General features: G+C 62.9%; 7 protein-coding genes. 1 reads left to right on the top strand and 6 read right to left on the bottom strand.

Annotated elements, in window-relative coordinates; translation table 11 throughout:
- Window positions 1–10: 10 nt before the first annotated feature.
- The 6 genes from ACA061_RS10335 to ACA061_RS10310 all read right to left on the bottom strand — a co-directional run bounded on the left by ACA061_RS10335 (window position 11) and on the right by ACA061_RS10310 (window position 12,295).
- Window positions 11–1,561, bottom strand: a complete 1,551-nt coding sequence (locus ACA061_RS10335; protein ID WP_497301398.1) for an ABC transporter substrate-binding protein — start codon at window positions 1,559–1,561, stop codon at window positions 11–13.
- A 9-nt stretch (window positions 1,562–1,570) separates the two neighbouring features.
- Complete coding sequence (locus ACA061_RS10330) at window positions 1,571–2,191, bottom strand: SCO family protein (RefSeq protein WP_339480839.1); 621 nt, start codon at window positions 2,189–2,191, stop codon at window positions 1,571–1,573.
- On the bottom strand, window positions 2,188–2,838 hold the full coding sequence (locus ACA061_RS10325) for an SCO family protein (protein WP_210701735.1): 651 nt from the start codon (window positions 2,836–2,838) through the stop codon (window positions 2,188–2,190). Before ACA061_RS10325 ends, ACA061_RS10330 begins: the two co-directional genes overlap by 4 nt.
- Window positions 2,839–2,850: 12 nt before the next feature.
- A complete protein-coding gene (locus ACA061_RS10320; RefSeq protein WP_497301395.1) occupies window positions 2,851–4,773 on the bottom strand; it encodes a YncE family protein in 1,923 nt (640 codons plus the stop codon).
- Between the two features lie 873 nt (window positions 4,774–5,646).
- On the bottom strand, window positions 5,647–11,484 hold the full coding sequence (mnxG, locus tag ACA061_RS10315; RefSeq protein WP_497301394.1) for a manganese-oxidizing multicopper oxidase MnxG: 5,838 nt from the start codon (window positions 11,482–11,484) through the stop codon (window positions 5,647–5,649).
- Window positions 11,485–11,686: 202 nt separating this feature from the next.
- Complete coding sequence (locus ACA061_RS10310) at window positions 11,687–12,295, bottom strand: lytic transglycosylase domain-containing protein (protein ID WP_150602312.1); 609 nt, start codon at window positions 12,293–12,295, stop codon at window positions 11,687–11,689.
- A gap of 205 nt (window positions 12,296–12,500) precedes the next feature.
- Between ACA061_RS10310 and gspG the strand changes: the two genes are divergently transcribed.
- Entirely contained in the window at window positions 12,501–12,929 is a 429-nt protein-coding gene (gene gspG / locus ACA061_RS10305; protein ID WP_150602313.1) for a type II secretion system major pseudopilin GspG, read from the top strand.
- Window positions 12,930–12,939 lie beyond the last annotated feature (10 nt).

Raw genomic sequence — 12,939 nt, 5'->3', positions numbered from 1 at the left:
GAGCCTCCATTCAGGGGCTGGCGACAATCGGTTTGTAGGGTGCAACCAGATAGAAACGCTGATCGGGCAAATCCACGGTGACCACATGTGCGCCGCTCAAGCCCAGACGTCGTCCGGGGCCGAAGCTGATGCGCGGGGTCAGGCCGGTGTCGAAGTCGTGCAGGCCTTCCAGCGCTGCCACCAGTTTCTCGCGGCTGGCGTCACGTCCGGCCTGCTTCATGCCTTCGCCGAGCAGCAGCATCGAGGCGTATGCGCCGACTTGCAGCACCGCATGCTGGGCGCCGAGGCCTTGATGCTCGCGCAGCAGCGTCAGGGCCATGCGGCCGGTCTGGGTCCAGTCGCTGGGAACGAAGGGATAGGCGAGGAACACCCGCCGTGAAAATCCTTGCGGCACGTTCAACAGATCCCCGGCCACCTGGCTCGACGCCGCGAACAGATACGGCACCTGCCCGGCACGCTGCAAACCCGCCGCCAAATGGCTGAAGCCGCCGCCGCTGCCCAGGTAGAACACCGAGCGCGAGCCCAGCGGCAAGCTGTCACCTGTCGGGTCGTAGGCCTGAATCTGGACGTTCTGCCAGCCGTTCCTGTGCAAATACTCGCCAAGCACTTTGGCTGTCTGCGCCTGCGCCGGGTCGTCGAGATAAGCGATGAGTGTCGGCCCTTGCAACACGCGCAGGCTGGCGGTCGCGTAATCGGCCAGAGCGATCAACTGTTCACGCAAGCCCGGCAACGGCTCGAAAATTTGCGGGCTGGCCTGCACCGCTCCGAGCAACGACAAAGTGCCGATCAGCGGCACGCCAGCCTGTTCCAGCCGTGGGGCCAGTTCGCTGCCCAATGCCGGGGCCATCGGCGCGATCAGGGCAAACACTTGTTCATCGTCGATCAGGCGTTTGAGCGCTTGTTCGGCACTGGTGCGATCAGCGCCAGGATCGGCGATGGTCAGGCGCAGTTGCCGGCCGTGAATCCCGCCAGCCTCATTGATCCGCGCCACGCTGCCGTTGAGCACCGCTGCGACCGTCGCGCCCTCCTCGGCCAGTGGCCCCTGGCTGGGCAGCAAAGTGCCCAGATGCAAGGTCTCGGCATCGAGGCCGGGGTCGCGTTCATCGGCAAGGCGTTTGAGGTAAGCGGTGAGATTGCGCTGATCCTTCATCGACAGCATAAAGCGCGGCATGCTCGGGTCGAGGCGGTTGTTGCCGGGGTCGCGGCCCTGTTGAATGACTGTCGCAAGGCTTGCATCGTTGTAGGCCGGATAGTTGCGGCCGTTGACCTGTTGCTGGCCGTAAGCGCTGGTCAGTCGCGACCAACTCAACTGCGGCGGACGCACCCCGCCTTCGGGTCGACCGAGGCCGTCGGCGCCATGACAATTGGCGCACGGCAGACTGGTGGCCGGCAGCAACATATCCGCCGCGCCGACCCGCGCCATGATCGCTTCACCGCTGGCCGACAGACCTTCACGGTACAGGCGTTTGCCGGCCGCCTCCTCCGGCGTCAGCGGCAATGCCGCCGCGCCGAGGCTGACGCTCGCGAGCAGGATCAGGGCGAGGACGCGGGCGCTGTTCATGGCGCGGGCTCAGCGACCGGCCACGGGCATTGTCAGCAATTGCAGGCGCTGGGCAATGGCGGCGGCCGGCGCATCGGGGCGAATCTTGCTCCAGCGTTTGTTGGCGACATCGCCGACGATCAACTGTGTGGAATGTTGCTCAGGCGTCGGCACGATCTGGCCGATACGGCTCAGCACCAGATCCATCTGCGCCTTGTCGCCGGTGAGAAAAAGCCAATGAGGGTCATCGGAACCCTGTTTCAAGGTGTAAGCCTTGAGCACCGCCGGCGTATCGCGCAGCGGATCACTGGTAAGGGAAATGAAGGTGATGCCGTCGGCCTTGTCCCCGAGCAGCTCGCGGACTTCCTTGAGCTTGCGCGTGATCAAAGGGCAGGCGTCGTTGCAACTGGTGAAAATCACGTTGAGCAGCACCACGCGGTTTTGCAGTGCATCACTGTAAAAACGCAGGGTTTCGCCGTGCTGATTTTGCAGCGGCGTATCGGTGAACCAGGCTTGCGCGTCGTGGGTACCCTTGGCGGGTGCGGCGGCAACCGCGGCTGGCGGCTCGGTTGCATGCTCCTCGTGGGCGAACGCGACATTGCTGAACACCCAGAAACACACGGTCAGAGAAATCCAGTCGAGCATTCTCATGGCTGTTGCTCCATGGCGATGGCGGTGTGTTTGGCATGAGTGCGCTGGCCGCTGAGTTTCTCGACTTCCTTGGCCAGCACTGTCGGGTCGGTGAAGCCGTAGTAGCGCATCCAGTGTCGGCTGTTGCCGTCGCCGACGAGGATCAGCGGCTGATGGCTCTTCAAGTCGCCGCTGAAACTGCCCAAACCCTTGAGGGTTTCATTGATCGATTGTGGCGAACCGGTCAGCCAGCTCCAGCCCGGGCCTTTCTGGAACGCGCGGGCGTAATCCTGCAAGCGCTTGGGGTCGTCGCGTTGCGGATCGATGCTGATCGACACCAACTGCACTTCGTTGCCAACCCGCGCACCGAGCTGTTTCTGCACCTTGCCCATAATCGACGAGACCACCGGGCAGACCGTGGTGCAACTGGTGTAGATGAAGCTGATGACGACGATTTTGTCCTGCACCAGATCTTGCTCCAGACGCACGGTTTTGCCGTTCTGATCGAGCAGCGGCACGTTGGCGAATTTCACCTGGGCGTGTTCCTGCGTACTGCTGGCGGGCGCGGTGTGGCCGGCGTGTTCATCCGCCGAATGCGCCTGGACTTGCTGGACGCTGACGGCCAGCAGACACAGGCTGAGCAAGCCACGGCAAGTGATGTCTTTCATGGTGATGTCCTCTCACTGAGTCTGGCCGGGGGTGACCCGAACACTGGCAAATGTCTTGTCATCGAACCCGGCACCCAGCGATGCCGCGCGCACATGCAAATACCAGGCGCCGCTGCGGTCGAGGGTCACGGGCGCTTCGTACACGCCATCGGCAACTTCCTGCGCGGCCACTTCGCGGGGGTGTGAAGTCGGCGCGAGGAAGTAGCGCAACTGCACATCCTTGACGCCGCTGCGCTGGATTTTCTGCTTGCCCTGCACGATGCGAAAACGCACCACGTAGGGGTCGTTGAGCGCGACGGCGGTCTTGTCCAGAAGGAACTCGACCTTTGGCACGCCGACATGTTTTTCCGGCATGCCGTCTGGTTCGATCTGCGCGGTGAAGCAATGGATGATGTTCGGTTGATTGAGCAGGAATGCCACGTCGAAACGCCCCGCCGCCGGCAGTTTAATTCGCGCGCTGTACAGCCCCGGCGAGACCTCGCGCAGGCTGCGGTCGATGACCATCGCGGCACGGGCGATCTGCCCGCGATTGGGGTAACCGGACATCGGCGCGTTCATGCCTTCGGCGTAGAAATAGGTGGTGTTGTCCACCGGGTTGACCACGAACACCGCGTTGTCATCGCGCGACACCGCGAGGCTTGAGGCGAGCGGCAAGTCACCGGCCATGCGCGGCGCTTGCGGCCCGGCTTCGAAGCCTTGGCTGATCGGCTGGCGGCCCTCACCGAGCGAGGCCAGGTTGATCATGGTGACTTTTGGCGAGGCCAGTCCGCGCACGTAGGCGTAGGCCTTGGTGAACACCACTTGATAGGGTTCAGCGGACACGTCCAGGTCGTGGATAGCGGCATCGGTGGAGGCATCAATCACCGTCGCGCGGTTTTCCACGGTGTTGAGCACCACACCGAAACGCCCGTCGGCGCTGAAGCCCATCGGGCCGAGCCCCTGTTGCAGTTTGATCACCCGGCGCACGCTGTGGCTGGCACTGTCGACCACCGTCACCGTGCCGTCCTTGCCATCGGCGACGTACACCGCGCCGGACAATGGCGAGTACGCGACCGACAGCGGGCTGGAGCCAGTCTTGATTTGCTCGACGATGCTCAGGCTGGCGACATCGACCACGCTCAGGGTGCCGTCGTCGCGATTGCTGACAAAGGCGAAACGGCTGTCCTTGCTGAAGGTGATTTCGTGGTGACCGAGGCCGGTTGCCAGGTGTTTGAGCGGTTTCAGGCTTTGGGCATCGATCACAGTGACGCCGGATTCTTTGGGTTTGGCGGCGTTGTTGCCAACCCACAGCAGGCGTTCATCGGGTTGCAGCGCCACCCGCACCGGTTGGCTGCCGGCGCTGATCGAATCGATGACTTTGAATTGTTCGCTGTCGATCACCGCCACTTCGCCGGCCGCTGGCATCGAGATGAACACGCGTTTGTTGTCTTTGGGCGTGACCCAATCCATCGGCGGCTGCTTGAGTTCGATGCGCGCCAGGGTGCTGGTGATGCCGCCGACCGATACTGAGGGGTCGACCACCGCCACACTGGCATCGCGGTTCATCACCAGCAGGAAATAGCTGTTGAGGTCGAGTAGTGGCCGCGCGCCGATGTTGGATTTGAGGTACACGCCGACGCGGGATTTGCAGCTTTGGTCGCGGCCCTGGGCCTGATCGGCGGCCAGCGCCTGCGCATCAATCCACGCCCCCGGCGCCACGCCGGACAATGGCTGGCCTGACACGCCGTCAGTGACACGGAACTGCACGTCGGCAAACTCGCCTTCACGCAACTTGCCGTCGCTGGCCAGCGGCTGGAGGTTGAAGGCGATGGATACGCCGTCGCGGGCCAGGGTCTGGCCGGGCTCGGTCTGCGCCAGCGCAACCTCGCCAAGCGTCAGCAAAGCGCCTGCGATGGCTAGCGTACAAACACCGATGAAATTGATGATCCTGTCCATGTCGCTCTCCCCTGACTCTAATTGCAAAACACCGCCGTCCCCTGTGGGAGCTGGCCTGCCAGCGATGGCGGCAGTTGCTTCACCAGCAAAAACCGCGTCGATTCCAATCGCTGGCAAGCCAGCTCCCACAATGAAAGCGTTCATCCCGCACTTTCCCGGCATCCACTGAACATGTGGGAGCTGGCTTGCCAGCGATGGCGGCAGTTGCTTCACCATCCAAAACCGTGTCGATCCAATCGCTGGCAAGCCAGCTCCCACAATGGATCGCATTCATCCCGCACTCTCCCTGCCAACCCCTGAACCTGTGGGAGCTGGCTTGCCAGCGATGGGGGCATCTGCCTCACCATCCAAAACCGCGTCGATCCCAATCGCTGGCAAGCCAGCTCCCACAATGGATCGCATTCATCCCGCACTCTCCCTGCATCCACTGAACCTGTGGGAGCTGGCTTGCCAGCGATGGCGGCATCCGCTTCACCAGCCAAAACCGCGTCGATCCAATCGCCAGCAGGCTGGCTCCTACAGGGATCGCATTCATCCCCCACTCCCTCTGCCAACCACTGAACCTGTGGGAGCTGGCTTGCCAGCGATGGCGGCAGTTGCTTCACCAGCAAAAACCGCGTCGATTCCAATCGCCAGCAGGCTGGCTCCCACAGGGATCGCATTCATCCCCCACTCCCTCTGCCAACCCCTGAACCTGTGGGAGCTGGCTTGCCAGCGATGGCGGCATCTGCTTCACCAGCCAAAACCGCGTCGATCCAATCGCCAGCAGGCTGGCTCCCACAGGAATCGCATTCATCCCGCACTTTCTCAGGTAACCCTTGAACCTGTGGGAGCTGGCTTGCCAGCGATGGCGGCATCCGCTTCACCATCCAGCTACTGCGCAGGCGGTGCCGGTTCTGGCTCGTTGGTCACTCGCAACAATCCCCACAGGCCCGAGGTGTTGCCGTAGGCGCCGTAGTCGCGGAACAGGTAATCACCCGGTATCGCGTTGCTGCCCCCGGCGCTCGGGATCATCGAGCTGAAGTGCGCCGCCGGCAGCACGCTTTCACGGGCGCCGATGTACATCGACATCGGGTTGTAACCGAAGCGCACCGATCCCACGCCCGGCGTCCCCGTCGGATAGCCGCCGACATCACTCTTCTCGGCCAGGAACGGGTTGACCGACCACACGTGCCCATCCATCTGGAAGGTGCTGCCGCGGCTGCCACCGGTTGGCATCAGAATGTGCGTACGGAACGGTTGCCCCGGTTTGGCGTAAAGCACCGGCGTTTGCGGATCACCGCCGACCAGCGCGTTGCTGTAGGCCATGTGCGCGTTGACCATGTCGCCATAACCGGCACCATCGGCATGTCCGAACGGTGCATCCGGGGCAAGGCCGAAGCGATACCACATCGGCTCGGTCTTGTAGTTGATGGCCATGCTCGAGTTGTCCTGCGGATCGGTCGGCATGCCGAAGCCCTCGGCGGCAATGCCTTCCACCGGCCGGCCATTGGCCCAGCGAGTGTTCAACGCCTTGTGCCAGACCATCGCAAAGTCGCGGTAGACGGTTTGCCCCGGCGCGGTGACCGTGGCATTGGCCTTGCGCGCATCGTCGACCCAGGTAGAGCCGATCGGCAGGATGCTCATCGCGCCGCCCAGGCCTTTTTGCGATTGCTTGATCACGTCAGCCGGCGTGAAATTCAAGCCGCCGAACTCGATGGCCGTGGCGTTGATGTTGTCGACACTGCGGCCCAACTGAGTCACCGGTTTGCCTTCACGCTCCAGGTGCCCGGCGTAGTACTGATAAGTACGGGTCGGGTACGCGCCGCTGCTGCCGACTCTCGGTGGCACGGTCTGGATCGGGTTGGCACCGACGTTGACGCCGTCGGATTTGGTGATGTCATAGGCCAGCAGTTGCGCGTGCAAGCCAACATGGCTGGACGGCCGCATCAGGTTATTGCTGAAGGTGGTCGAACCCTGGCCGCTGTTGCGGTCGCGTTTGACCATGCCTTGCATCACCGCAGTCTGGGTCAGGTCGGGCATCATGCTCGGCAGGCGGTTTTCCAGGGTGATGTTGATGCAGTCACCGGCGGCTGCGCGCAGCACCAGCGGTTCGACCGGGATACCGGGTTTGAGCTTGCCGGTGGCCGCATCGAGGTCGGATTTGCGCACGTACAGAATCGCGGTCGGATCATGCAACGGTCCACTCTGGCCGCCGATGGTGATGGTTTCGCCATCCTCCGGATCGGTCACCGTGACCTGTGGAATGCTCACGGTGCGCGAGTTCAGGACCAGGGTGCCGCCCGCCGGATTCAATGGCCCGCCGACATGCTGGCCGATACCGTCCGGGTCTCCGATGGTCAGGCCCAGCGAGTTGCCGAGGATGTCGTTGGCCAGTGCCGCGACCACTTCATAATTGCGCTGCACAGTCGGCCGGGTGCCGATGCCGTTGGGGTTGGCGCTGATTCGTGGGCAACTGCCGTCGAACGCCACGGTGTTACGCATCCCCATCGGTTTGGCATTGTTCGGCAAGGCGAACAGGTCGCTGCGCTGCGCAGTGTAGTTGCGCATCACGCCCCAGATGCCGCTCCAATAGCCTTCGATCGAGGCGTCCATCGAGTACAGATAATCCCCGGTGGTAGCCGCCGAACTGGACAGCATCGACACGGGCGCAATGAAGCCCATCTGCTCGGAGATGCCGATCATCTGCGAGGCGCGCCAGCCCGAGTTGGAGCTGCTGCCGAAGCCGGAACCGCTTTGCAGCCACTTCACGCCGTGCAGGGTGACGTTGTGTTCCTCTTCGTGGCCGCCGGCATGCACCCGCAGCCGCACGTTGTCGCCGGTGTAAGTGCGCAACATCGGCGTGAACGGATCGCCAGGTTCCGCGCCGCCCTTGTTGATGTGCGGTGGGAACAACGTGGTGCCGCCGGTTGGGCCGGTGGCGGAAGTGATCAGGTTCGGCGCCAGGTTCATCGCCGGAATCGCCCGATCAGTGCGGCTGTGCATGGCAAATGAAAGATCACCGCCGAGGCCGTCAGCCTGCATGCCGCGCTTGCCGTCCGGGCCGAGTTTGTTGGGGTCGTAGACGCGCAGGGCCAGCGGCTCGTTGCGATAGTTGACGACGAACATGCCTGGGTCATCCACCGAGATCGCCTGTGGGCACGGCCGGCTCGGGCAGCCTGGGACCTGACCGCCCTGCACTTCCACTATGCCGTCGAGCAAGGTGCTGGCGTTGTTGCGCACCGGCGGGTTGATCGCGTAGCGGAAGCTGTCGGCCGTGGCCGGGAAGCTTTGCGCGTTCGGCACGCCGTTCGGCCCGGCGCCTACATACACGCCGGCTTCATAGGCGTGCTGGAAGTCACTGTATTCGAGGAAGAACTCGCGGAAGCTGTCGTTCTTGCCGTCGCCGTCGAGGTCGCCGGTGTTGATCACCGCTTGCCACGAAGTCGGCCCGCCGTCCTGACGTGCGCCGCTGTACAGAGGCTCGCCGGTTTCGGCGTGGAACCAGGTAGAACCGGCAGGTTCCGCGAGCACGGTGGCGTACAGCCCGATCTGTTGGTGCGTCGATGGGCCGAGGTGGTCGTGGGTGAAGATGGTGCCGAGGCCGCGATCAACGCCTTTGGCATTGACCACCGGGTCGACGAACCAGCGTTGCATCGCCGTGCGTGCGCCCATCCAGTCGCTACGTCCGTACTGACCGAAGAACGGGTGCGCCTTGGCTTTCGGGCATGCTTGCGTGCCATCGCGCGGGTCGGTGCCTTCGCACTGGTTGAACTCGCGGATCGCGTGGATGCGCTCCTGCACGGCGCCTGGTGAGAGCACGCCATCCTCGTAGTTCCAGCCATTGGACGAGCCGTCGGCCGAGGTCAGGTCCCATTTCGGCAGGTGAATATGCTGGCCGATCACGTCGGTCGGCGTACGCACCTGATAGTCGTCCATCTCATAAGTGGCCGGCACCAGGTTGGTTTGCTGGTATTGCACGCAGTCGAAGGTGTTCATGCGCATTACCAGCGGCTCTGGCGGACGCTGCTTGGTGATCACCGGCCAGGCGTCTTCCCACAGCGCCAGAATGCGCGCCTGCGGGAAGTGATAGCCAACCTTGTTGTACACCGCGTCGAACTGAATATTCGCCGCTTTGTAGATGCGCGGACGGTCGGCGGTAAAGGTCGACGCGCCGGTGAAGGACATGCCGTCGATGCGTTCGCCGCTGTTGAATTCACCGGTGCCGGCGCTGCTGGTCAGGCGTTTGGCCCGATCATCCATGCAGGGTTCGTAGTAAGGCGCGCCCGCCATCGGCAAGGCGCCGTTGGTACGGAAAGCCTTGGCCACCACCTGGTTGCCGGGCAGCAAGGCAAAGCTTGGGTGATCTTTTTTCGCGTGGAAGGCCATCGCCGATTGCTCGACTTCGGTGCCTTCTTCCGGCAGATAAATGGGCTTGGCGCGAGTGACTTCCTTGGAGAAATCCAGCGAAGTGGTCACGGTGTTCGCCTCGCCACCAGCGGATACGCCGTCCAGGGTGTGGCGCTGCAAACCGCCGTCCCAGCCGCCCGATTGCGCAGGATCGAGGTTGGCCCACAGCGCTTTGCCGCTGGCCTTGAGTGCTTGTGCGGTGGCGGCGTCAAGCATGTCCAGCGGTGGAGTGGGTGGGCGTTGGCCGACCGAACTTTCCATGCCGCCGATCCAGAATGGGTAGCCAGGGTTTTTCAATGTGCCGTCAGCGTTGCGGTTGGCTTCGCTGCGGTCCACCAGCGCCAGCGAACCGATGGCTTGGCCAGCCGCGTTGCCGCCGTGATGTTCGCCGTCGTCGCCCTCTTCTTCCTCTTCGTCGTCATTGCCGGCAATCAGGGTTTCGCCGATTTTCGGCACCACCACTACTTTGCCGGGCATCGGCGCCATGGCTTTGCCGGGCAGCGGCACAATGGCCGGGATCGGCGTGCCGGCGATGATTTCACCGTCCGGCAAGGCGCGTGCACCCGCTGCCGGTTTGCCGCTGCGCAAGGCGAACGGTTCGCTGTGATAGCCGTCTTCACCTTGCTGCGAGACTTCCAGGCGAGTGCCTTCTTCAAAGACGTCGTGCACGCGCCACATGGCCCACATGCCCTGCGCGAAGTGCGGGTAGAAGTGGCAGTGATAGATCGCATCACCGGCGACCCGATTGCGATTGCCCGAACCGCCGTTGGCGATTTCATAGGTGTAACCGGCGCCCGGGCCGATGCCTTGGGCGTCGACGTAATCGGAGTTGTCGTCATTGGGATTGAACAACCACTGATGGCCGTGCAGGTGGAAAATGTGCTGCTCATGACCGTTATGGGTGTTGCGGAATTTGACGAAGTCCCCGATGTAGCTGTGGTTGACGTTGGATGGTTCAGACGGATACAGGGCCATGGTCGCTTTCACGCCAATCTGATCGGCGCGCGGGATCTGCCCCGGCGCGATGTTCTCAAGCCCGGCGTTGGCCGGTACGTCGACCAGCATCGCCACGTCACCGACGGTGTGCGAGCTGAGGAAGAATTCTTCGTAGGCGCAAGACAGGCAGTCGTGCATCGGCCCCACGCCCAACCGGTTGGCGACCACTTCCGCGCCCATGCCGCCGGAGCCGTAGTTGATCATGAACGAGTCGCGAGTCGGCTCCAGCACATGCGCCATCACCGGGTCGGCCCAGTAGGCAGGAAAGGCTTGAGTCGCAGCGGTTTCGTCCTGGAACTGCGAGGCAAAATCGCGGAACGGCTCCAGTCGATTGGGGATCGCCGGGTTGCGTTTGCCCACCGACTCCAGCGGATAAGTGCTGGCTGGAAAGCTGCCGTCAGCGTTGCTGCCCATCACGATGGCATCGCTTTCGCTGGAGATGATTTCGTTGCCATCGACCATATTGATGATCGGTGTGCCGGCCTTGCCTTCGCGCAGCCACGGTTCGCGCTGCGGGTAGCGCGCCTGGTAATCGACGATCGGATGACCGGCCGGCGTGCGCCCCGAAGTCGCCAGACGCATTTCTTCTTCAGTAAGCGTATTGCGGTAAGTGCGGCCGCCCTTCGGCACCACGACCACTTGACCGAACAGGCCATTGGCAACGTTACCCGCGGCGCCCTCGCCACCGAAAGTTGCGCCACGGCTGCTGACGGCAAACGCGCCTTCGCGTTCGGCGAACAACGTATAGGAACGGCTGGCCCCCGGCACCACCAGGCTATTGGCGTTGCGGCCGGTGTACGAAGAAATATCGTCGATGCTGTTCACCGCTTGCAGGCCGTTGACCTGGAACCCGACGTGGCGGTCGGCGACCTGCTCATCGACCTTGAATTGTTCGCCGGCATTGGCGTTCTGTACGCCGTCTTCGCCTTCCTCTTCACCCTCGACTTCGAAGTGCTTGTTCGGGTTGGCCTGATAGTCGAGCAGGTTCTGCAGATTGATCGTCAGGCAATCCCCGGCGGCTACGCGCAACACCAGTGGCCGTGGACGCTTGTCGGCGCGCAACGAGACTTTGCCCGGCACTGCCGCGCCGCCGAAAGCCAGCGAGACGTCGTGGTCATCGACCACGTCGCGGCGCAGCGCGAACATCATGCCGTTGGCGTTCTGCGCGCCGAGGCGGTTGAACATCAGCGGCTGATCGAACGCCACGACGTTGGCCACCAGGTTTCGTTCGCAGCGCACCGCCGCGCTGACCACGTCGACGCTGAGCATCGGGGCCAGCAACAGCAGCAGTTTGATGAGGGACGGAGCGGAATGAAGGCCGGCCATGATCAGAAACCTCGAAATGGGTGCTCGCAGGGAACGATGCTCGACAAAACCCTTGGAGCAATCCGCGTGCCACAAAAAAATCCGTTTGTTTTCAATCGTCTACTTAAATCACTTGAGATTCCGGGGGATATTCCCCACCCGATTCCCCACTCTTCGCGCTTGCCGGGATTGCCCCGATAGTGGGGGAAACCGGGGACATCCTTTACAACGGCGCGTCCACGGCCAGCCCCTGCAAGCGCCGGTACTGGCGCAATACGCTGGGCACGTAACGCTGGGTTTCGGCGAACGGCGGGATCACCCGTCCCCGGCTGAGCACCGCATCAGGCCCGGCGTTGTAAGCCGCCACGGCGAGGGTGATGTCGTTGTCGAACAGGGTCATCAGGCGCTTGAGATATTTGGCCCCGCCCTGGATGTTGGCCTTGGGGTCGTAGACGTCGGTCACGCCCATTTCCCGCGCGGTGGCCGGCATCAATTGCATGAGCCCGCCCGCTCCTTTGGGTGAGGTGGCGCCGGGGTTGTAACGCGACTCGGCGTTGATCACCGCGTGCAGCAGCGCTTCAGGTAATTGATTGACCTTGGCCGCCGCCGAGACCAGTTCCGCGTAGGGCTGTCTGGCGATCATTTGCGGCTGCTGATCAAGGCTGACCAGGGGCGCTTGCGCCTCGTGAATCACCCGTTCATAAGTGCGTCCGGGACGATGCACATTGGACAGAACATAGCTGCCCTTGGCGTCCACGGAGATGAATACATCGGCTTGCGCGGCACCGCTCAGCAGTACACAACCGAGCAATCCGCCAGTCAGAAATTTCATGTCGGGCCTCCCCGGACCGACCCCGATAAATTGGGGGAAATGCCCCAATGGCCGATCACGTTTGAGCCATACGCAAGCACTGTGCCGACTCGTGAAAACCCCGTAATGCAAGGGCTTGCGGCCATCAGACGAATTTTGTCGAGGCTGAGCATGGCAATTGCATAGACCCTTCAGGCGACTCGACTGCCACTCACGGGAGGTCATCATGAAGCTGCATTTTCGTCCGCGTGCCCAACGCGGTTTCACCCTGCTCGAATTGCTCGTGGTGCTGGTGGTGCTCGGCCTGTTGGCCGGGATCGTCGCGCCGAAATACTTCGCTCAACTTGGCCGCTCGGAAGTGAAAGTGGCCAAGGCGCAGATCGAAGGCCTGAGCAAGGCGCTGGATCTGTATCGCCTGGAAGTCGGCCACTACCCGTCCACCGAACAAGGCTTGCAAGCCTTGGTGGCTGCGCCGAGTGACGAGGCGAAATGGACCGGCCCGTACTTGCAGAAAAAACTCCCGCAGGATCCCTGGGGCCGCAGCTACGCCTACCGCTACCCCGGCGAAAACAGCGAGTACGACTTGCTGTCGATGGGCAAGGACGGCCAACCCGGCGGTGAAGGCGAAAACGCCGAAGTGACCAACTGGCAGTAAGTGGAGCGCG

This window comes from Pseudomonas sp. LBUM1668, assembly GCF_059695715.1.
This window is presented reverse-complemented; position numbering and strand designations above follow the sequence as displayed.